This window comes from Rhodovulum sp. DZ06, from assembly GCF_050586345.1.
Classification (GTDB): domain Bacteria; phylum Pseudomonadota; class Alphaproteobacteria; order Rhodobacterales; family Rhodobacteraceae; genus JBOCEF01.
In genome coordinates this window covers 23,993-45,018 of record NZ_JBOCEF010000007.1, presented here as the reverse complement: position 1 = coordinate 45,018, position 21,026 = coordinate 23,993, and the positions used below count along the sequence as shown (strand labels likewise).

General features: G+C 72.6%; 20 protein-coding genes and 2 pseudogenes. 10 read left to right on the top strand and 12 right to left on the bottom strand.

The genetic code is table 11. The annotated features are described in order from the left end of the window. Positions 1 to 57: 57 nt before the first annotated feature. From ACQ5SO_RS05040 to ACQ5SO_RS05015, 6 genes and pseudogenes are all read right to left on the bottom strand, one after another. Complete coding sequence (locus ACQ5SO_RS05040; RefSeq protein ID WP_430940570.1) at positions 58 to 1,917, bottom strand: EthD family reductase; 1,860 nt, start codon at positions 1,915 to 1,917, stop codon at positions 58 to 60. A gap of 26 nt (positions 1,918 to 1,943) precedes the next feature. Then, positions 1,944 to 2,969, bottom strand: a complete 1,026-nt coding sequence (locus ACQ5SO_RS05035; RefSeq protein ID WP_430940482.1) for a TRAP transporter large permease — start codon at positions 2,967 to 2,969, stop codon at positions 1,944 to 1,946. A 91-nt stretch (positions 2,970 to 3,060) separates the two neighbouring features. Continuing rightward, positions 3,061 to 3,252 (bottom strand): annotated as a pseudogene (locus ACQ5SO_RS05030) (C4-dicarboxylate ABC transporter); the annotation flags it as partial. Between the two features lie 19 nt (positions 3,253 to 3,271). Beyond that, entirely contained in the window at positions 3,272 to 3,481 is a 210-nt protein-coding gene (locus tag ACQ5SO_RS05025; RefSeq protein WP_430940481.1) for a hypothetical protein, read from the bottom strand. A 9-nt stretch (positions 3,482 to 3,490) separates the two neighbouring features. Further along, positions 3,491 to 3,847, bottom strand: a complete 357-nt coding sequence (locus ACQ5SO_RS05020; RefSeq protein ID WP_430940480.1) for a TRAP transporter small permease subunit — start codon at positions 3,845 to 3,847, stop codon at positions 3,491 to 3,493. 62 nt (positions 3,848 to 3,909) lie between these two features. After that, complete coding sequence (locus ACQ5SO_RS05015; protein WP_430940479.1) at positions 3,910 to 4,731, bottom strand: TRAP transporter substrate-binding protein; 822 nt, start codon at positions 4,729 to 4,731, stop codon at positions 3,910 to 3,912. Between the two features lie 646 nt (positions 4,732 to 5,377). Here ACQ5SO_RS05015 and ACQ5SO_RS05010 point away from each other — a divergent pair. Further along, positions 5,378 to 7,516, top strand: coding sequence for an ATP-binding protein (locus ACQ5SO_RS05010; RefSeq protein WP_430940478.1), 2,139 nt, complete (start codon positions 5,378 to 5,380; stop codon positions 7,514 to 7,516). A gap of 495 nt (positions 7,517 to 8,011) precedes the next feature. After that, the gene (locus ACQ5SO_RS05005) at positions 8,012 to 8,692 is read left to right on the top strand and encodes a TetR/AcrR family transcriptional regulator (protein WP_430940569.1); all 681 of its coding nucleotides are present in this window, start codon (positions 8,012 to 8,014) and stop codon (positions 8,690 to 8,692) included. A 50-nt stretch (positions 8,693 to 8,742) separates the two neighbouring features. On the opposite strand, the gene ACQ5SO_RS05000 is transcribed toward ACQ5SO_RS05005, so the two are convergent. From ACQ5SO_RS05000 to ACQ5SO_RS04975, 6 genes and pseudogenes are all read right to left on the bottom strand, one after another. Further along, on the bottom strand, positions 8,743 to 9,450 hold the full coding sequence (locus ACQ5SO_RS05000; RefSeq protein WP_430940477.1) for an alkyl sulfatase C-terminal domain-containing protein: 708 nt from the start codon (positions 9,448 to 9,450) through the stop codon (positions 8,743 to 8,745). A gap of 1 nt (position 9,451) precedes the next feature. After that, positions 9,452 to 9,580: pseudogene (locus ACQ5SO_RS04995) on the bottom strand (alkyl sulfatase dimerization domain-containing protein); the annotation flags it as partial. Between the two features lie 11 nt (positions 9,581 to 9,591). After that, a complete protein-coding gene (locus ACQ5SO_RS04990) occupies positions 9,592 to 10,500 on the bottom strand; it encodes a hypothetical protein (RefSeq protein WP_430940476.1) in 909 nt (302 codons plus the stop codon). A 229-nt stretch (positions 10,501 to 10,729) separates the two neighbouring features. After that, the gene (locus ACQ5SO_RS04985; RefSeq protein WP_430940475.1) at positions 10,730 to 11,317 is read right to left on the bottom strand and encodes an RES family NAD+ phosphorylase; all 588 of its coding nucleotides are present in this window, start codon (positions 11,315 to 11,317) and stop codon (positions 10,730 to 10,732) included. A gap of 15 nt (positions 11,318 to 11,332) precedes the next feature. Continuing rightward, positions 11,333 to 11,926, bottom strand: a complete 594-nt coding sequence (locus ACQ5SO_RS04980; protein WP_430940474.1) for a hypothetical protein — start codon at positions 11,924 to 11,926, stop codon at positions 11,333 to 11,335. Positions 11,927 to 12,059: 133 nt separating this feature from the next. Further along, positions 12,060 to 13,067 (bottom strand): sugar-binding transcriptional regulator, encoded by a 1,008-nt coding sequence (locus ACQ5SO_RS04975; RefSeq protein WP_430940473.1) that lies wholly within the window; start codon positions 13,065 to 13,067, stop codon positions 12,060 to 12,062. Positions 13,068 to 13,214: 147 nt separating this feature from the next. On the opposite strand from ACQ5SO_RS04975, the gene ACQ5SO_RS04970 reads away from it, so the two are divergent. From ACQ5SO_RS04970 to ACQ5SO_RS04935, 8 genes are all read left to right on the top strand, one after another. Continuing rightward, positions 13,215 to 13,877 carry a class II aldolase/adducin family protein gene (locus tag ACQ5SO_RS04970; protein ID WP_430940472.1) on the top strand — a complete coding sequence of 221 codons (663 nt, stop codon included), beginning with the start codon at positions 13,215 to 13,217 and terminating at the stop codon, positions 13,875 to 13,877. Positions 13,878 to 14,424: 547 nt separating this feature from the next. Beyond that, positions 14,425 to 15,387: a sugar-binding transcriptional regulator gene (locus ACQ5SO_RS04965; protein WP_430940471.1), complete on the top strand. Its 963-nt coding sequence runs from the start codon at positions 14,425 to 14,427 to the stop codon at positions 15,385 to 15,387. A gap of 61 nt (positions 15,388 to 15,448) precedes the next feature. Next, positions 15,449 to 15,799 (top strand): hypothetical protein, encoded by a 351-nt coding sequence (locus ACQ5SO_RS04960; RefSeq protein WP_430940470.1) that lies wholly within the window; start codon positions 15,449 to 15,451, stop codon positions 15,797 to 15,799. Positions 15,800 to 15,880: 81 nt separating this feature from the next. After that, the gene (locus ACQ5SO_RS04955; protein WP_430940469.1) at positions 15,881 to 16,858 is read left to right on the top strand and encodes an extracellular solute-binding protein; all 978 of its coding nucleotides are present in this window, start codon (positions 15,881 to 15,883) and stop codon (positions 16,856 to 16,858) included. Between the two features lie 85 nt (positions 16,859 to 16,943). After that, positions 16,944 to 17,867, top strand: coding sequence for a carbohydrate ABC transporter permease (locus tag ACQ5SO_RS04950; protein WP_430940468.1), 924 nt, complete (start codon positions 16,944 to 16,946; stop codon positions 17,865 to 17,867). Positions 17,868 to 17,881: 14 nt separating this feature from the next. Beyond that, positions 17,882 to 18,739, top strand: coding sequence for a carbohydrate ABC transporter permease (locus ACQ5SO_RS04945; RefSeq protein ID WP_430940467.1), 858 nt, complete (start codon positions 17,882 to 17,884; stop codon positions 18,737 to 18,739). Between the two features lie 5 nt (positions 18,740 to 18,744). After that, entirely contained in the window at positions 18,745 to 19,857 is a 1,113-nt protein-coding gene (locus tag ACQ5SO_RS04940; protein ID WP_430940466.1) for an ABC transporter ATP-binding protein, read from the top strand. Beyond that, positions 19,854 to 20,990: an ABC transporter ATP-binding protein gene (locus ACQ5SO_RS04935; RefSeq protein ID WP_430940465.1), complete on the top strand. Its 1,137-nt coding sequence runs from the start codon at positions 19,854 to 19,856 to the stop codon at positions 20,988 to 20,990. Before ACQ5SO_RS04940 ends, ACQ5SO_RS04935 begins: the two co-directional genes overlap by 4 nt. Positions 20,991 to 21,026 lie beyond the last annotated feature (36 nt).

Here is a 21,026-nt window from a genome sequence, read left to right as displayed (position 1 = left end):
GAGGGGCGGGGCGCGGGGGCCCGGCCCGGTCACGCGATCCCGGTCAGGCGATCCCGGTCACGCGATCCGGCGGGTCTCCACGAAGAAGGGCGTGATCTCCTCGAGGAAGCTCTTCGCGTGGACCTGCGTGCGCGCCACGATCTCGCTGGCATAGAGGCGCGCGGCGGTCGCCTCGTCGCGGAACCGGAACGCGACGATCCCGTCCACCGGCACGGCGTCATAGGGCGCGCTCTCCTCCCGCCCGCCATGCCAGCGGTCGACGACGACGTTCTGCGCATAGCCCGGCACGTCCGGCCAGTCGCGCACCATCGCGGCGTGGACCTCGAGCCATTCATGGCGGAACTCGGCGACGCTCATCCCCCGCTTGCGGCGCAGCAGCGTGAGGCGGGTCACGCAGGGCCCGTCCCCGGCGTCGAAGGGCACGACCTCGTGCGTCTCGCAGGCCACGAGATGCACGTCCCCCAGGAACGCCGCCTCGTCCTTGAGCGCGCCGCCGAAGGCGGGCGAGGCGATGGCGGCGCGCATGGCGCCGAGGTCGTCGAAATGCAGCTCGGACAGCCCGTCGAGCTCCCAGGCCCCGCGGGCGGCGGAGATGCCGAACTGGTCCCGGTTCACCACCCGGTGCTGCTGATAGGCGCGCAGCCCCGGCATCCGCGCGGCCAGCGGGCCGTGCGCCTCGCGCCAGTGGCGGTCGAACTCGGCCTCCGGCAGCCCGGCGGCTTTGCGGAGCAGTCCGAACCGGGCGATCACGCCCCGCCCCCCGCGGCCGCGTCTTCCAGCAGCCTGCGCATCACCGGCTCGCGCTTCGACAGCCAGGCGCCGTGCCGCTCGGGCCAGGCGCCGAAATCCGCGGCCCCCGACAGCGCCCGCGCAGCCTTCGCGGGCCAGTACGGATCCTCGAGCGCGGCGCGCCCGATGGCGACCAGATCGGCGCGCCCCGCGGCCACGATCTCCTCGGCCTGCCCCGGCGTGGTGATCAGCCCCACGGCCTGCGCAAGCACGCCCGCCTCGGCCCGCACCCGTTCGGCGAAGGGGACCTGGAAGCCGAAGCCGCGCGGCACGTTGGAGCGGCGCGTCTCCTCGGACAGCCCGCCCGAGGAGCAGTCGATCACGTCCACCCCCCGCCGCCTTCAGCGCCGCGGCCAGGACCACGGTGTCGTCCATGCCCCAGCCGCCCTCGGCCCCGTCGACGCAGGAGAGGCGGGCGAAGAGCGGCTTGTCCGCGGGCCAGGCCGCGCGCACGTCGCGGGCGATCTCCAGCGCCAGGCGCATCCGCCCCGCGCGGTCGCCGCCATAGCCGTCGGTCCGCCGGTTGGAGAGCGGCGAGAGGAAGCTCGCCGCCAGGCAGCCATGGCCGTAATGCAGCTCCAGCACGTCCATCCCGGCGGCGTCGGCGCGGCGGGCGGCCTCGACATGGGCGCGGCGGATGTCGTCGATCTCCGCCGCGCTCAGCTCCCCGGGCACGGTCCATTCCGCGCTCGCCGCGATGGGGCTGGGGCCGACCCGCCGCCAGGGACCCCCCGCGGCGTCGATCTCCTCGGGGCGCATCGCCTGCCCGCCATGCCAGAGCGGGTGCGACCAGGCCTTGCGGCCCGAATGGGCGATCTGCACGCCCATCAGCGCGCCGTTCGCGTGGACGAAATCGGCGATCCGCTTCAGCCCCGGCACGTGCGCGTCGCTCCAGATCCCGAGATCGGCGACCCCGACCCGGCTGCCCGAGCACACGGCCGCGCTCTCGGTCAGCACCAGCGCCGCGCCGCCGGGCGCGAACTTGCCGTAATGCACGAGGTGCCAGTCGGCGGCGAAGCCGTCCGCGCCCGCGTGCTGGCACATGGGAGAGATCACGACGCGGTTCTTCAGGGTGCGCCCGCGGATGGTCAGCGGGCGCAGCACGGCGGGGGCGGGGGCGTCGGGCATGGCCGCGTCTCCTTGGTCTTGTCGGTTCAGCGCATCGCCAGCGGCAGGTGCAGCACGATCGAGGGGACCGCGATCACCAGCGCCAGCGCCGCGACCTGGATCAGCACGAAGGGCGTCACGCCGCGATAGATCGTGCCGATGGAAATGCTCGGGTCCACGCCGCGCAGGTAGAACAGCGCGTAGCCGAAGGGCGGCGTCAGGAACGAGGTCTGGAGATTCACCGCCAGCGCGATGGCGAACCGCAGGATGACGTGGTCGGCCGGCATCCCGAAATCGAGCCCCGCCACGATCGGCGCCACGATGGGAATGACCGCCAGCGTGATCTCGACCCAGTCGAGGAAGAAGCCCAGCACGAAGACCAGCGCCATGATGACCGCGAAGGTCACGTAGGGGCTGACATCGCCGAAATGGAACAGGTCGGCCGCCATCGCGTCGCCGCCCAGCTTGCGGAACGCCAGGCTGAACACCGTCGCGCCGAGCATCACGAAGGCGATCATCGCCGTGGTCTTGGTCGTCTCGTACACCGCCCGCCGGAACGCCGCGAAGGACAGCCCCCCGGTGACCAGCGCCAGCAGCGTCGCGCCGAAGGCCCCGATGGCGGCCGATTCCGTCGGCGTCGCAACCCCCGCGACGATGGTCCCCAGCACCGACAGGATCAGCAGCATCGGCGCGGCCAGGTCGCGCAGCAGCGCCAGCGCCGCCGCCCCCGCGCCCAGCGTTTCGGTCCGCGCGGGCGCCGGCGCCCGCCCCGGGGCCAGCAGCGCCACCAGCGCCAGGTACCCGAAATACAGCCCCGCCAGGATCAGCCCCGGCCAGATCGCGCCCATGAACAGGTCGCCGATCGGCACCCGCAGCTGGTCCCCGAGGATGATCAGCATGATCGAGGGCGGGATCAGGATCCCCAGCGTCCCCGAGGCCGCCACCACCCCCGTCGCCGGCCGCATGTCGTACCCGGCCGCCTTCATCGCCGGCAGCGACATCATCCCCATCAGCACCACCGAGGCGCCGATGATCCCGGTCGAGGCCGCCATCACCACGCCGATCACGATCACCGCGAAGGCGTAGCCCCCCCGGCAGCCTCCCCGCCAGCGCGGCGAGCGAGCGCATCAGCCGCGCCGCGATCCCCGAGCTTTCCAGCATCGGCCCCATGAAGACGAAGAGCGGGATCGCCGCCAGCAGCCAGTTGGTCAGCGTGCCCGAGTAGATCCGCTGCACCCCCATCGACAGGAACACCGGCGGCACGTCCGCCAGCAGCGCGAACAGGATGCCCGCCCCCGCCAGCACGAACCCCACCGGGTAGCCCGTGAACAGCAGCGCCACGAGCGCGAGCAGCATCGACAGCGGCCAGGCGTATTCAGCGATCATGATCGGCATCCAGGTCCACGAGCCGCCCGCGCAGCAGCGCGTTCAGCACCATCCCCGCGCGCAGCAGCGCCCCCGCCCCCAGCGGCGCGAAGGCCGCCGGCAGCGCGCCCTTGATCAGCCAGTGCGCCGTCAGACCGCCCTGGTTCGACCCCTCGCCCGTGCGGAACGCCACCGCGGCGAAATCCGAGCCGTAGCGCACCGCCAGGATTCACAGCGGCGGCAGCAGGACGAGGTCCCCGAAGACCGAGATCGCGGCCCGCGTCCGCAGCGGCAGCCGCAGCGCGATGAAATCCACCGTCACGTGGCGCTCCTCGAAAAACGCCCAGACCCCGCCGAACAGCACCAGCAGCGCGAAGATGTACCATTGCAGGTCCACCAGGCTGTTGACCGTCAGCGCGCCGCCGACCACCGGCGCGCGCCCCTCCCAGTCCAGCAGCGTCGACAGGCCCGCCTGCGCCGCGATCACCGAGGCGACCACCGACAGGACCAGCGGCACGATCAGCCACGAGACGAGCTTGCCCGGCAGGCGCAGCAGCGCCGCGAGCCGTGATTTTCCAGGCGACATCGGCCCCTCCCCCGCATCCACGCGCGTCGCGGCGGACCCGGCCGGGCCCGCCGCTTCTGTCGTCACTCCGCGGGCGGGACCGCCTGCAGCGCGGTCCACTCGCCGACCGTCGCCATGTAGGCGCGCAGCGAGGCCAGGGCCTCGGCGAAGACCGGGTCGCCCGCGGCCATCTCGTCCATCACCGTGTTCGCGGTGGTGCGCAGGCCCTGCAGCACCTCGTCCGGGAAGCGGCGCAGCTCCGCTCCCGCCTCGCGGATCTTCGCGATGGCCGCGGCCTGCGCGTTCACCTGGTCGGCGAGGTTGAAGGTGACGTTGGCGCGGCAGGCCTCGATCATCGCGTCCTGCTTGGCCTCGCCGAGTTTATTCCACACATCCATGTTCACGATGATGGAATACCATGCGGCCTGCTGGTGCCAGCCGGGGAAGTAGTAGTACCTGGCCACCCGCTGGAACCCCATGCCGACGTCGAGCGAGGGGGCCGAGAACTCTGCGGCGTCGAGGCGGCCGGTCTCGAGGCTCAGGTAGATCTCGCCGGCGGGGACCATCCGGGTGTTGGCGCCAAGCGCGGCGAGGGTCTGCCCGCCGAGGCCGGCGATGCGCATGTTCAGCCCCTGGAAATCGGCGATCGTGTTGATTTCCTTGTTGAACCAGCCGCCGGCCTCCTGGACCGCGAGGTGGCAGGGCAGGAACTTCACCCCGAACGGGTCATAGGCTTTCTGGATGATCTCCATGCCGCCGCCGAGGAACATCCAGCCGAGCGCGACCTCGGGGGCCGGGCCGAAGGGCATGGAGCCGACGATGTTGGCGACGGGGATTTGCCCGGCCCAGTAGCCGGTCCAGTCGAAGCCCATGTCGAGCGCGCCCGAGCTGACGGCGCCGAACACCTCGAACGGGGGGCGCGAAATCGCCGGCGCCGTGGACGTCGATCTTCACCTCGCCCGCGGTCATCGCCTCGACGCTTCGGGCGAAATTCTGCGGGCTGTAGCCGATGGACGGCACGTTCAGGCCGAAGGTGCTCTGCAGCTCGTAAGTGTCGGCGTCGGCGGGGGCGGCGGCCATCAGCGCGGCGGCGGCGAGCGCGGCGAAGGTCTTCATGATCGGGTCCTCCCATGGATCCAGGCGCGGCCGTCCTGCGCATCACGGGTGGCGGCTCGTCTGGATTTTGATTATCCAAAAGCGAACAGAATTGCAAATGTTGAATCGGGAGACTCCCCTTCGCCCCGCGCGCGGCCGCCATGCCGGCCATGCCCGCCCGGCCTTCAGGCCCGGGGCGCCCGGGCGATGCCGGGCCAGGGGGGCGGGGCCCGGGATCGCCCCCCGCCCGCCCGCCGCGTCCGGCGCTTACGACCTGTTGACCTTTTTCGGTGCAGCTTGGGGGATGGCCGCCCCGCGCCCATCGCCGCCGCCCGCCGGGTCAGGCCCCCCGTTCCGCCCGCATCCCGCGGGCCGGCGGCCGCGCGCCCGCGCGGCGACCTGGCATGGCGACAGCGGGCATGGCGACAGCAGGACCCGGCGCAGGACATGGACCAGATGAGCGATCCGGCAGCCCGCCCCGGCGGCGACCCGGCCGCGGCGCCCGCGGAGGCCGTCGCCGCCCCGTTCATCCAGGCGGACCCGGACGCGGCGCCGACCGACGCGCCGCGGGACCGCAGCCGCCTCTACGGCGCGCTGATGCTCCTCATCAGCTGCGGCGCGCTGTTCGGCGCCCTCGCCGCGAACCTGCAGGATTTCCGGACCATGCGCGCCAAGGCGCAGGACCGGCTGGAGCGCATCGTCGAAGGCGCCGCGCTGCGCGTCGGCGCCGAGGTCGGCGCGACGCTGCGCCTCTCCAGCCTCGCCCTCCAGGGCGTCGCCGACGACTGGATCGACGACCCCGACGCCTTCGCCGCCCGGCACCAGCGGACCATCGCCTCGATCACCGCGACGCTCGAGACGGTGGATTTCATCGTGATCCTGGACGCGCGGGGCCGCATCCAGTGGTTCAGGAGCCCGAAGATCATCGGCCATGACCGCTCGGACCGCGCCTATTTCGCCGCGGCGATGCGCGGCGAGGTGTTCTTCGGCGACCCGCTGACCGCGCGCATGACCCGGAAGCGGGTGATGCCGCTGGCCGCGCCGATGCGGGACGCGGACGGGCGCATCCGCGGGGTGCTCGCCATCGCGCTGCAGACCGAGACCTTCGCCGCCGCCTTCGCCCAGCTCCTGGCCGAGTCCGGCGCCTCGGTCACGCTGCTCTCCTCGACCGGAGAGGCGTTCATCAGCCTGGGCGGCGACGAGACCCCCGTCTCCGAGCAGGATCGCGCCGGGCACGGAACCCGGGCCGAGCTGCTCGCCGCCCTGGCGCTCGGCCCCGACCTGCGCTGGACCGCGCGCACGGCGGTTCCCGAAAGCCCGTACGAGGTCGTGGCGGTCCATTCCGCGGCCCATGCCGCCGCCGACTGGCGCCGGACCGCGCAGCAGCGGCTGCTGTTCGCGCTGGCCCTCGCCGCGCTGGCGCTGTCGAGCTGGCGCGTGGTGAAGCGCAGCGAGGCCGCCCTGCGGGAGAAGATCCGCCTCGCGGGCGCGGCGCTGTTCGCGGCGCGCCAGAGCCACGCCGCCATCGACGCGCTGCTCGCCTCGGTCGGCGACGGGGTGGTGATCTCGGACGATGCGGGCGGCGTGCTGCGCGCGACCCCGCCGGCGCTCGAGCTGCTTCGGGCGCGCGACCCGGAACAGGCCCTGCCGCGCCTGTCCCGCGCGTTTCCCGAGCTGGGCAAGATGGGGCGCGCCGCGCAGGCGGACTTCCCGCCCCGCCCCCTGACCGTGCGCGGCGGGGCGACCCGCGACGTCGCCTGCTCGGCCCACCAGGTGTTCCTGCACGGGCGGGTCCTGCGGCTCTGCATCCTGCGCGACGCCTCCAACGCCTCGCGGATCGAGCGCAACCGCGCCGAGTTCATCGGCGCGATCCAGCACGAGATCCGCTCGCCGCTGCAGGCGATCATCGGCGGGATCAGGATGCTCAGGACGCTGCTGGGACAGGATGCGGGCGAAAAGCCGGCCAGGGTGCTGGACATCTCGGACCGGAATGCGCAGCGGCTGCTGAACCTCGTGAACGACCTGCTGATGCTGCACACGATCGACGAGGTCGGGCTGACCGTGGAGCTGCGCCCCACCCCGCTCAGGGCGGCGCTGGCGGAGGCGGTCGAGAGCATGGCCGGCTATGCGGGCGGCCTCGGTGTGACGCTCCGGCTCGATCCCGGCGCGGCCGAGGCGTCGGCGCTGGTGGATGCGGAGCGGCTCCAGCAGATCCTGGCCAACCTGGTCTCCAACGCGGCGAAATACACGCCCGAGGGCGCGGCCGTGGAGCTTTCGGTCCAGGCCTCCGACCGGGACGCGACGATCTCGGTGGCGGATCCCGGGCCCGGCATTCCGCTCCACCTGCGCCCGGTGCTGTTCGAGCGGTTCTCGCGCGAGCGGGGGGCGGCGGATGAAAGGCGGCCGAGCACGGGGCTGGGCCTCGCGATCACCCGGCAGTTGGTCGAGGCGATGAACGGAACCATCGCCTTCGAGACCCGGACGCGCGACGAGGCGGCGCAGGGCGCCACGGGGACGGTGTTCCGCGTGACCTTCCCGAGGGCGCGGGAGGCTGCAGGCGACGCGGCCCCCGGGGCGCTCGCGCCGTCCGCCTGACGCGGGCCGCCGGGGGATGACGCGCAAGGGGGCGCCGCGCCCGGGGGCGAGGGGGCGCCCCCGCCGCCCCCCCCCCCCGCGCCACCGCCCTTGACGCGGCGCCCCGGGCGTGGAGTGCACCTGCATTGATCTCGGCGTTCAATCGCTCGACGAAGATGCGTGCGCACGGGAGGGCGGCGATGATCGGCGGCCTTCGGGCCCGGGGGCCGAGGCTCCTGGCCTTCGGGCTGGCGGCGCAGGCGATGTGGACCGCCGCCTTCGGCATGTAGGAGGCGGGGCCGCTCCGGGGCCTCCTCCTCGGCGCCGCGATGCCGGCGATCCTGCTCGACCCCGCCTTCTCGGGCGCGGCGAAGGACGGCTCGGCGCCGCGAAGCGGGCGACGCCTGGTGATCGGCTTCGCCGCGGGCGCCATCCCGGCCCCGCCGGTGAACCTGCCGCTGCTGAAGGACGCGGCGCTGCTGGACCTCGCCGCCGCGGGGCGCCGCGCGCGACAAGATCCTCGAGGCGGCGGAGCGGCTCTACGCCCTCAAGGGCGTCGACGCGGCGTCGATCCGCCAGATCAACGCCGAGGCGGGGCAGAAGAACGGCTCGGCCGTGCACAACCATTTCGGCTCGCGCGAGGGGTTGATCGACGCGATCCTGGAATTGCGCACCGGCGCGCGCGACAAGCTGCGGCTGGAGATGCTGGACGCGCTGAAGGAGGGTGCGGGCGACGCGCTGCCCGCGATCCGCGGCGTGGCCGAGGCGATGGTCCGCCCGCAATTCGAGGAGCTGACCCTCGGGGCCCGCACCTGTCACCGGCGCTTCGTCAAGCAGGTCCACCAGCGGCACGAGCTGATGGACAAGGTGCTGTCCAACCGCCACGACCTCGGGCTGCGCGACTGCTTCCGGCTGATCCGCCGGCGGCTGCCGGAGGCGCCGACGCCGATCCTCCATCACCGCTGCATCCACGCCAACGCCAACGCCATCGACAGCGCCGCGAACCTCGAGGAACGGCTCGACATCGACCCGGACTCGCTGACCGAACAGCGGATCGCGCTGCACATCGAATGCTGCATCGATTCCATCGCCGGGGTGTTCACCGCCCCGATCTCCGCGGCCGCGGCGGCGCTGGTGGGCGACCGCGACAAGGCCTCGCCCGCGCTGGAACGCTGGCGCGACCGGGCGGTGATGTAGGGGGGGGCAAGGGGGGCGCGGCCCCCCCTTCGCTCAGAGGTCCCGGCGCTTCAGAGGTCCCGGCCCGGCGTCGGCTCGACGATGTTGAACACCGGCTGCGGCGCCGCGATCCAGCCCGACAGGCGGCGCAGCGCCCCGAGGTCGCCTTCCGCCGCGATCTCCCCCGCCTCGACGCTGTCGGGCAGGCTCCGGTCGCCGCAGACCGCCGCCGCCAGCGCCGCCTTGTCCATGCGCAGCGACAGCGCCGCCCCGGCCCGCGCCGGCCCCGGCGTCCAGGTCAGCGCGCCATGCTCCAGCGCCAGGACCCAGTCCTCCCCGAGATCCTCGAGCCGCAGCGCGATGCGCAGGCTCTCGTGCTGCGCCGCCAGCCCGTCGCGCCGCACCGCCAGCACGCCGAAGAGCTGCGCCGGGGTCAGCGCCGGCGCCGTCTCGCGGCTGATGGTGGAGTGCATGCGCAGCCCCGGCGGGCCGATCCGCAGCTCCTGCGCCGCATTGAGATACGCGTTGCGCCAGGCGGCGCTTTCGCAGCCATAACCCAGCTGCTCACAGGTCTCGGCCAGCAGCGCGCGGATGCCCGCGTGCCCCGGCTCGGCCAGCAGCGCGCGGTCCGGCGCCTCGGCGGCCCGGCGGTATTCCCCCGCCTCCACGTCCGCGCGCGCCCGCGCCAGCACCGCGTCGGCGCCGCCCATGTCGTCGAGCATCTTGCGCCCGCCCGCCCGCGGCGGCAGCGGGTCGGGATGCGCCGGGCCCGGCGTCATACCAGCCCGGGCAATGCTGGTAGATCGCCTTGGAGTTGCAGCGCAGCGCGCCGGAATAGCCGCGGGGGCGCCAGGCCGCCTCGATCGCGTCGGGCAGGCGGATGGTCTCGGCGATCTCGGTCGGGGCCATCCCGAGATTCATCATCCGCACCGCCTGGTCATGCACGAACCTGCAGAGGTCGCGCCGGATCTCCAGGTGCTCGCGCACCCGCGCATTGCCCCAGTTGGGCCAGCGGCGCCGGCCGACCAGCCCTCGGCCGCGTCCCCCCACATCGCCGGCGCCTCGTTGATATGGCCCGACCAGTCGAGCGTGTTGCGCACCTGCGCCCCGCGCAGCGGCAGCAGGTTGTGGAAGTTGCGGCAGGCGTTCTCGGCCATGTTCAGGACCTCGAGGTCCGGGGCCCAGATATGCATCTCCGCCGGGGCCCCGGTGTCGGGCGCCATCTGGAATTCGAAGCGCACGCCGTCGATGGTGCGGGTCTCGCCCGTCTCCCGGACCAGGTCGTTGGGGGCGAGCAGCGCCCAGGCGCCCATCGGCGTGGCTTTCCCGGGGCCGTTGTCCACGCGCCCCGGCGGCCCGGGGCGCAGCACGTGGCCGAGCTGGACATGCCCGCGGCGCAGCATGGCGGTCCCGACGGCGACGTTCTCGGACACCGCTTCTTCGAGGAACCGGTCCGGGGCGATGACCGGCGCCTTGCCCGAGGCGACGTCGGCGGGGTCCACCACCGCCTCGGCGGTTTCCAGCGAGGTGAGCGTGTCGATCAGGATCACGCCGGTTTCGCCCTCGACCAGGGTCATGTTCGCAAGGTCGGGCCCGCGGACCTGGCAGACCCCCGGAACCACCTCGAACAGCCCGTGGATGGCGTTGAGCCGCGCCTGGCGCCAGGGGCCGGGGTTGACGCTGTCGGGGGCGGTTCCGGCGTCGAGGAAGGCGCAGGGGCGCATGTCCCGGGCGGGGCGCTTGCGCGGGCCCTGCACGGCGCCGCCCTCGAGCGTGCCGAGGAAGCCGCGGCGCGCGTCGGCGACGTCCTGGCCGTCGTCGCGCGGCATGGGGAAGGCGGCGGTGCGGGCCGCCGCGTGGCGCGCGGCGGGCCGGGGGCGCGGCGGTCTCCGGCGCGTCGCTCCGCGGAGCGGGAGGCGTGGCGGTTCATGCTGCGCTCTTGGGGCTGGAGCGCCGACCACCTGCGCGCCGACGACCCGGGCGCCGACCACCTGCCCGCCGCCGACCCGGGCGCCGACGACCCGGGCGCCGCCGCCCGGGCGCATCGTCGCGCAAGGCTCAGACGAGGCCGACGCGGAACCGGTCCAGCACCTCGCCGAACCCCGCCGCGTCAAGCAGCGGCCCGCGCGCCTCCGCCGCCAGCCCGCGGGAGATCGCGCGCTCGAACACCACGATGTTCTCGCCCGTCGTCAGCCGCGAGGGGTAGAGCGCGCCGTCGAAGCCGCGCGGATCGGCGTGGATCTCGGCCCCGAGGCGCCGCCCCTCGGCCTGGTCGCGCGCGCGCACGGCGTCCGAGGCGATCCGGGCGCGCAACGGCGCGTCGCCGGTCAGATCGACCAGCGACAGGGCCCGGACCCGAAGCTCCACGACAGACCAGGCCTCCAGCTCGGCCATCGCCACGGGAAAGTCCTGCGGCCGGTCCACCGCCTCGTCGCGCAGGATCGTCTCGGCGAAGGCGGTCGCAAGGTCCCGCGCGGCATAGAGCGCGCGGAACGCCTGCCCGCCCGCCGCGCCCGGGGCGGGCACGAAGCGGCTGCCCCCCGGCCCGACGCCGAGCGGGTCGGGATGCGCCCAGCGGACAAGCCGGAGGAAGCGTCGGTCGGTGATCTCGATCCGCGAAAACGGCCGCGGCGGCCCGGCGGTCATGCGCGCGGCCCCGGGTCACCCGAACGCGGCATGGCCGCGCGCGGCGGCCTCGGCGATGATCCCGTCCGTCTCTCCGCGCGCCAGCGCCTGCCAGCGCGGCGCGCCATCGGCGCCCGGCCCGCCCAGGAACCGCCAGGCGGCCCAACCGTCCCCCAGCGCGGCGATGACCTCGGAAAGGCCCGGAAGCGGCGCGCCGGTCGCGTCGATCTGCCAGTCGGGATAGCGCAGCCGCCGCGCCCCGCCCGAGAGCGCGAACAGCCGCCCCGCCTTGCGGTCGAGGTCCACCGCCTGGCGCGACTTGCCCATGCGGGCGCCGAGTTCCGCGCCCGTCAGCATCCCCGGCCCCGCGAGGATCCGCGCCGCGGCCTCGGCCCCCCGGGCGCGCGCGGCGGCGAGCGGGTCGGGCGCGTCCGCGCCGCCGTCGAGGTCGATTTCCACCCAGCCGCCGTCCAGCTCCAGCGCCAGAGTCTTCGCGTCGATCCGGCGCGCGGCGTCGGCGAGGGCGTTGATCCGCTCCTTCTGCGCCCGGGTCATGCGGCGGTCGGCGAGCAGCGCGGGAAGCCCGTGGCGGGTCGTCTCCCGGGGCTGCGCGTTGGACTGTCTTTGCATCGGGTGCGCTCCGCGTTGGAAGGGGCCTCGGGAACAAGGTGGGGCCTCGGGCGCGTTTCGTCAAGTTCGTCAAGCCGCGGCGGGGCCCCCGGCAAGCGACCCCGAGAGGCGCCCCCCGGCACGCGGCGCCCGATCAGGCCGCGCCGCCCGGCCCCTCCAGCAGCGCCTCGGCGGTGTCGGCATCGGTCACCAGCTCGGTCGCGTAGCCGCCGGCCAGCGCGGCCCGGATCGCCGCGCGCTTGGCCGGGCCGCCGGCGATGCACAGCCGCGCCGGGATCGCCTTCAGCTCGGCCAGCTCCAGCCCCATGCGGCGGCCGGAAAGCGGGCCCTGCACCTCGGCCCCGGCCGCGTCGATGAAGCGGCTCATCACGATCCCCACCGCGCCCGCCTCGAGATAGGCGGCGGCGATGGTCTCGGGCATGTAATGGGGGTCGACGAAGCCCAGCTCCCGGTCCATCTCGCCCACCCCGAACACCACCGCGTCGCAGCCGCGCGCGGCGGCCAGCTGCCGCGCCACCCCCGGCTCCCGCGCCAGCGCGTCGCGCATCTCGCGGCTCGAGAGCAGCGCCGGCGCGTCCAGGTTCTCGGCCCGCGCCCCGGTGCGCGCGGCGATCAGCGTGGTGCAGAACTCCGGCGAATGCTCGGCATTGGACTGGGTGCTGCCCGCCACCTGCACCACCCGCAGGCCCGGCGCGCGCATCTCGGGCAGGCTCAGCGCCATGCGGCTGACCGTGCGCCCCCAGGCGACGCCGAGCGCGGCCCCGTCCCGCACGTGGCGGGCCAGCGCGTGGCCCCCGGCCAGCGCGATCCGCGCGCGCTGCGCCTCGGGGTCCGGGTCCGCCGGGACCACGTGCGCCCCCGCCAGGCCCCAGCGCTCGGCCAGCCGCCGCCCCAGCCCGACGCCGGTCAGCAGGTCGGGCGCCAGGCTGATGCGCACCAGCCCGCGGCGGCGCCCCTCGGCCAGGTAATTGGCGATGGTCGCGCGGCTCAGCCCCAGCGCGCGGGCGACCTCGTTCTGGGTCCGCCCCTCGCCATGATACAGCCACACGGCCCAGGCCACGGCGTCGCCGCCGAATTCGATCGGCGGCAAGGGCGCGGAGGCCGGGGAGGAGTCGGGGGCGGGGGCGTCGGGGCTGCTCATGCCCATGTTTCTGCCGCGGCGGATGACAATGGTCAACCCCGGCTGGCATTTGCAGTTGACATATGCCACCCCCTTCCGACATTTTCCACCGGACGCCGCGACGGGGCCGCCGACCGCCCTGCGCCCCACCTGGCAACGGAGGACGCCATGACCCCCCAGGAAACCGCCCTGCGCGAAGAGATCGTCGCCCGGGCCCGCGAGATGAACGCCAACGGCCTGAACCAGGGCACCTCGGGCAACATCTCGGCCCGGCTCGACGACCGGATGCTGATCACCCCCTCGGCCACCCCCTATGACACGATGACCCCCGACATGATCGCCTCGGTCGGCATCGACGACGCCTCGGGCAAATGGGACGGGCCGAAAAAGCCGTCGACCGAGTGGCGCTTTCACCAGCGCATCCTGCGCGAGCGGCCGGACATGCAGGCCGTGGTCCACGCCCACCCCAACTACTGCACCGCGCTGGCGATGCAGCGCCGCGGGATCCCGGCCTGCCATTACATGATCGCCGCCTTCGGGGGCGTGGACGTGCGCTGCTCGGGCTACGCCACCTTCGGCACCGAGGCGCTGTCGGACCTGGTGCTCGAGGCGCTGGAGGGCCGCACCGCCTGCCTGATGGCCAATCACGGCATGGTCGCGCTCGGCGAGAACCTGGCCAAGGGGATGTGGCGGGCGGTCGAGCTGGAGACCATCGCCCGGCAATACGTGACCACCCTGCAGCTGGGCGAGCCCCGGATCCTGTCGGATGCCGAGATCGCGGACACCATGGCCGGATTCTCGACCTACGGGCTGCAGACCGAGGACGCCTGAGCGCGTCCCCCTCGACCGCTGACGGCCCCACAGGGCCGCCGGCCGCGACCGCCCCCGGCACGGGCCGCCGGGGGCGGTTTTTTGTGTGCGAACGCCCCCCCGCCCCCGGCACGGGCCGCCGGGGGCGGTTTTTTGTGCGCGGACGGCCCCGCCCCGGCACGGGCCGCCGGGGGCCTTTCGCGCGCGTCCGGTGAGGCGCCGCACCGGCCGCCGGGAGCGGCCTTCCGTGCGCGAACTCCCCCGCCCGACGGCCCGGCGCCGACTCGGTTTCCTCCTGAAACCACCCCCGCGCCCCGCCGAAACGGCGCCGCGAGGCCGCCCCAGGCGAGAAAATCTTAACCCTTTCTCGCCGCCCCCGGGGCGCGCGAAGCCTGCATTTCCAAGCACCTGCGCGCTCTAACACTCCTGTAAGACATTATTTTGCAACGCAAAATTCAATCTCCCCCATTGGCGGCCAAATCGCCGCATGGAAGAAATTTCCCTGCCTGCAAAAAAATTCACTCCGCGCAGACGAGGGAAACGAGGGGCGACCAGGGAGGAGAACGGCATGGCGCAGGGTGGGCGTGGAGACGGGGATGACGGGCTGTCGGTGCGCGCCGCGTGGCTGCACTATGTCGGCGGGCTGACCCAGGCCGAGACCGCGCGGCGGCTCGGCGTCACCAACGTCAAGGCGCACCGCCTGATCGCCCGCGCCGCCCAGAACGGCGCCGTGAAGGTGGTCATCGACGGCGAGATCGCCGATTGCGTCGCCCTCGAAGCCCGGCTCTCCGCCCGCTACGGCCTCGACTATTGCGAAGTCGCCCCCGAGGTCGGCCCCGAGGACCCCGAGGCCCTGCCCCTGCGCGCCCTCGGCGCCATCGGCGCGCGCTTCCTGCAGCGCCAGGTCGCGGCGCAGGAGCACGCGCTGATCGGCATCGGCCATGGCCGCACCCTCGCCGCCGCCGTCGCCGGCCTGCCGCGCATGGGCGCCGGGACCACCAGCTTCGTCTCGCTCCTGGGGGGGCTGACGCGCAACGACGCCGCCAACCCCCATGACGTGATGCACCGCCTGGCCGAGAAGACCGGCGCGACCGCCTATGTCATGCCCGTCCCCTTCTTCGCCAACACCCCCGAGGACCGGGCCGTGTTCCTGTCCCAGCGCGGGGTGGCCGAGGTGATGGAGATGGCCGAGACCGCGCCGCTCAAGATCGTCGGCATCGGCTCGGCCCAGCCCGCCGCGTCCCTCGTCGCCGCCGGGATGGTGCGCGCCGAGGAGATCGAGGCGATCCGCGCCGAGGGCGGCGTGGGCGAGATGCTCGGCGTCTTCTACGCCGCCGACGGAACCCCGATCGAGACCGCGCTGACGGCCCGCACCGTCGCGGCCGGGCTCAGCGATCCCGGCCCCGCCCGGGTCGTCGCGCTGGCGGGCGGCGCGCAGAAGACCGACGCGATCCGCTCGGTCCTGCGCAGCGGCCGTCTCGGCGGCCTGATCACCGACGAGAGGACCGCAAAGGCCCTCGTCCAGGACTGACGACATCCACAGGGAGGAACACTGGATCTACGACAAGGAAAAGTCGCTTGTAGACGCTTACTTGCGCGGCACGGTCAGCCGCCGCGGGCTGCTGCGGGGCCTCGGGGCCATGGGCGTCACCGCCGCCGCCGCGGGAACCCTGGTCAACGCCGCCGCCACCCGGGCGCTGGCCCAGAACGGCTTCGACTGGAAGAAGCACTCGGGCAAGACCGTGAAGCTTCTGCTCAACAAGCGCCCCTATCCCGACGCGATGATCGCCAACCTGCCGAATTTCGAAGCGATGACCGGCATGAAGGTGGAATACGACGTCTTCTCCGAGGACGTGTATTTCGACAAGGTCACCGCCGCCCTGTCGTCCCGCTCGACCGAGTACGACGCCTTCATGACCGGCGCCTACATGACCTGGACCTAAGGCCCCGCGGGCTGGATCGAGGACCTGAACGAACACATCCACGACGACGCCAGGACCAACCCGGACTACAACTGGGACGACATGCTCGAGGGCGTCAAATCCTCCTGCGCCTGGAACGGGCGCCCGGGCGGCGCGCTGGGGTCGGACGACGCCAAGCAGTGGTGCATCCCGTGGGGCTATGAGCAGAACAACCTGACCTACGACGCGGGCGTGTTCAAAAAGGCCGGGCTGTCGGTGCCCAAGAACATGGACGAGCTGGTCGACACCGCCGCCGCCGCGGGCAAGGCGATGGACGGCGGCTACGGCATCGGCGTGCGCGGCTCGCGCTCCTGGGCGACGATCCATCCCGGGTTCCTGTCGGGCTACGCCAATTTCGGGCAGAAGGACCTGAACGTCTCGGGCGACGGGATGCTGTCGGCGGCGATGAACACCGACGTGTCGAAGAAATTCCACGCCCAGTGGGTGAAGATGATCCAGGACTCGGGCGCGCCCGACTGGTCGACCCACACCTGGTACCAGGTCGGCGCCGACCTCGGGGCCGGCAAGTCGGCGATGATGTTCGACGCCGACATCCTCGGCTACTTCATGAACGGGCCGGGCAACGCCATGGCCGGCGAGCTCGCCTTCGCGCCCTTCGCCGCCAACCCCGAGGCCGCGGGCCCGACCCCGAACATCTGGATCTGGTCGCTGGCGATGTCCTCCTATTCCAAGAAGAAGGACGCCGCCTGGTACTTCCTGCAATGGGCCACCGGCCCCGAGCACGCCCTGTTCGGCGCGACCCAGATGGATTTCGTCAACCCGGTGCGCAAGTCGGTCTGGGCCGATGCGGGCTTCCGCGACAAGCTCTCGAGCAGCTATCCGGGCTATGTCGACATGCATGACAGCTCCGCCCCCGGCGCGTCGATCAAGTTCACCGCCCAGCCGCTGTTCTTCGACCTGACCACCGAGTGGGCGGCGACGCTGCAGAAGATGGTGGCGAACGAGGTCCCGGTGGACGAGGGGCTCGACATGCTCGCCGAAAGCGTCGACCGCCAGCTGAAGGAAGCGGGCCTGGGCTGATCGCCCGCCCGCGCGGCCTCTCCATTTCCGATCCGACACATGCCGTCCCGGGCGCACGCGCCCCGGGACACGGGAGCCCTGTCCCATGACCGACGCGACCGCGCCCGCCCCTGACCGACGGGGGTTCCGCATCAGCCGCCGCTGGCTGCCCTATGTCCTGAGCCTTCCGGCGCTGCTCACCTGCATCGGCATCCTGGCGCCGTTCTTCACCGCGGTGGTCTACTCGCTGCAACGCTGCCGGCTGTCCCAGCCCTGGGCGCGCAAGTTCAACTGGGGCGAGAATTACCTCAACTTCCTCTCGGACCCGGCCTTCTGGAACACGCTCAAGGTCTCGATGACCTACGCGTTCTCGACCGTGGCGCTGGAGCTGCTGCTGGGCCTCGGGATCGCGCTGCTGCTGCAAAAGCGCACGCGGTTCAACAACTTCGTGTCGATCATGCTGCTGATGCCGCTGATGACGGCCCCGGCGCTGGCGGCCTTGATGTGGAAGCTGATGACCAACCCGGGCTTCGGCATCCTGTCCTATCTCGCCGGGCTGATCGGGCTCGAGGACTTCCGCTGGGCCTCGGACCCCGCCACGGCGATGCTGACCGTCGTGCTCGTGGACATCTGGGTCTACACGCCCTTCATCATGATCCTGCTGCTGGCGGGCCTGCGCTCCCTGCCCCGCCAGCCCTTCGAGGCGGCGGCGCTCGACGGGGTCCCGCGCCTCTTCGTCTTCTGGCGCATCACCCTGCCGATGCTGACGCCCTTCCTTCTGACCGCGACCCTGTTCCGGGTGATCGAGAGCATCCAGCAGTTCGACATCATCTACGCGATGACCCAGGGCGGCCCCGGCGACAAGCTGACCGTGTTCCAGGTCGAGGCGTACCTGAACTTCTTCCAGTCCACCAATGCGGGCCGCTCCGCCGCGCTGCTGATGATCCTCTGGGCCGTCACCTACGCGCTGTCCTTCATCTTCATCAAGAACTGGCTGCGGCTGCGCGAAAAAGCGCGCGGCGAAGCCTGAGGAGGGCCGAGACCATGCATTCCGTCCATCCCGTCGAGCGCATCCTGCGCGGCGCCGCCATCACCCTGGCGATCCTGTTCTTCATGTTCCCGATCTTCTGGATCGTGCTGATGAGCTTCCAGACCAACGAGACGATCCTGCGCGTGCCGCCCTCGGTCGTGTTCCAGCCGACGCTGGAGAATTACATGGCCCTGATCACCGGCAAGCTGGAGACGGCGGCAGGCACGCTGGAGATCGCCTTCATGGGCAACCTGGGCAACTCGTTGTTCCTGTCCTCGGCCGCCGTCGCCGTGGGGCTGGTGCTGGGGGTGCCCGCCGCCTACGCCTTCGGGCGGCTGAAGTTCCGCGGCTCGGAAGACATCGCCTTCACGCTGCTGTCGTTCCGCTTCGCGCCGCCGCTCCTCGTGCTGCTGCCGCTGACCATGTACTTCCAGGACATCGGGCTGGCGGACACGTATGTGGGGCTGATCTGGGTCTACCAGCTGATCGTGCTGCCGCTGATCCTGTGGATCGTGCGCGGGTATTTCGAGGACATCCCCGCGGACATCGAATACGCCTACCGCATCGCGGGCCATTCCTTCTGGGCCACCTTCCGGCGCATCGCCCTGCCGCTGGCCGGGCCCGGCATCGCCGCCGCCGCGCTCCTGGCCTTCATCTTCGCCTGGAACAACTTCGTCTTCGCGCTGGTCCTCGCCTCGGCCGACAAGCAGCCCGTCACCGTCGGCGCGCTGGCCTTCGTCACCGCCTCGGGGATCCAGTACGGCCAGGTCGCCGCGGGCATCGTGCTGTCGATCGCGCCGACCTTCGCCCTCGCCCTCTACGCCCAGCGTCACCTTGTCGAAGGGCTGTCCCTCGGCGCCGTGAAAGGCTGATCCCCATGTCCATCGACCTCATCGACGTCTCCAAGTCCTTCAAGACCGACACGGTGCTCGACCGCGTCTCCCTCTCGGTCGCGAGCGGCGAAACGCTGGTCCTGTTCGGCCCCTCGGGGGCGGGCAAGACCGTGCTGCTGCGCCTGATCGCGGGGGTGGTGGAGCCCGATTCCGGGAGCATCCGCATCGCCGGGCGCGACATGCACGAGGTGGAGCCGGAGCACCGGGGCGTCGGCATGGCGTTCCAGAACTTCGCGCTGTTCCCGCACATGGACGCGGCGGCCAACATCGCCGCCCCCCTGGAAGCCCGCCGCGCCGGGTCGGGCGCCATCAAGGGCGCCGTGGACCGGGTGGCGAAGATGCTCAAGATCGACCACGTGCTGCACCACAAGCCGAAAGAGCTCTCCAACGGCCAGAAGCAGCGCACCGCCCTGGCGCGCGCGCTGTCCGGGGAGCCCTCGGTGCTGCTGCTCGACGATCCCCTGCGCAACGTGGACGCCAAGCTGCGCTTCGAGATGCGGCTGGAGCTTCCGCGCCTGCTCAAGGACCGCGAGAGCACGGTCATCTACGTCACCCAGGACTACAAGGAGGCGATGGCCCTCGGCGACCGCATCGCGGTGCTCAGCCACGCGGGCCTGGTGCAGGTCGGAACGCCCGAGGAGATCTACCTCGCCCCCGCGAACACCGAGATCGCGCGCCTCTTCGGCGACCCGGTGATCAACCTGCTCGACGTCACCCCCGAGCGGGGCGAGCGCGGCGTGCAGGTGCGCCTCTCGGACCGGCCGCTGGCCATCGACCCGGGCTTCGCCCACGCCCTCGGCGCCCCCTGCATCCTCGGGGTGCGCCCCGAGGCGGTGCGCTTCGCCGATGCGGCCGAGCCGGGCGCGATCCCGGTCGAGGTCGAGGCCGAGATGTCGCTGAACGAGAAGACCGTGACCCTGTGCGCCACCGCGCGGCGGCGCGAGATCCTGGTCTCGCGCCCCGCCGGAACGCCGGGGCCGGACCACGGCGCCGCCCATATCGCCATCGACGCCGCCGGCGCGCTCCTGTTCGACCGCGAGAGCGGCGCGCGCATCGCCCCCGCCCCCGAGGCCGCCCGCATCGGAGAAGTCGCATGAGCCACCTGAAGCTCTCCGCCGTCGACAAGTTCTACGGGTCCGTCCACGCCGCCAGGGCCATCGATTTCGAGGTCGAGAAGGGCGAGATCATCGCGCTGCTCGGCTCCTCGGGCTGCGGCAAGACCACCACCCTGCGCATGGTCGCGGGCTTCGAGGAGGTCTCGGCCGGGACCATCTCCCTCGCGGGCCGCGAGGTCCACCGCCTGCCCCCGGTGAAACGCAACGTGGCGATGGCCTTCGAGGGATACTCCCTCTACCCCACCGTCACGGTGCGCGAGAACGTGGCCTTCGCGCTCAAGGCCGCGCGGCTTCCGGCGGAGGAGGTCGACCGGCGCGTGCGCGACGTGGCCGAGATGCTGGAGATCTCGGACATCCTCGGGCGCTACCCGACCTCGATCTCCGGCGGCCAGCAGCAGCGCGCCTCGCTCGCCCGCGCGCTGGTGCGCGACGCCGACCTGCACCTGCTGGACGAACCCATGGGCCAGCTCGAGCCGCAGCTGCGCACGCTGCTGCGCGGCCGGATCAAGCATTTCATCAAGGAGCGCGGGCTGACCGCGATCCTGGTCACCCATGACCAGACCGAGGCCAACGCGCTCGCCGACCGCATCGCGGTGATGGAGGGGGGCGTGCTGCAGCAATACGCCTCCCCGGCCGAGATCAAGGAGCGTCCCGCGAACCTCTTCACCGGCGCCTTCGTGGGCGAGCCGCCGATGAACGTGTTCCCCGCGACGGCCGAGGCCGGGGATGGCGCGATCCGCCTGAACCTCGGGGGCGGCACGGAACTGCGCTATGCCGAGGCCGACTTCGCCCCGGCGGTGCGCGAGCGGATGCTCTCCCACGGCAAGGTGGTCCTTGGCGTGCGCCCCTATGCCGTGCGCCGGGCCGAGACCGGGGCCGGGGCCGGGGCCGGGGCCGGGACGGGCGCCGTGGCGGTGGTGACCGTCAACCAGTGGCTCGGCGACCAGTCCCACGTGGCCGCCAGCTTCGCGGGCGCCTCGATGGTGTTCGTCGAACATGACCGGGCGCCGCTGGCCCCCGGCGACCGCATCGCGCTGCACCTGTCGCCCGACGACCTGCACCTGTTCGACCCCGCCACCGGCGCCGCGATCAGCCACGGGGCCCGCCCGGCATGAGCGGGCCGGGCGAAAACGGGCGCGGCGGCGCGGGGG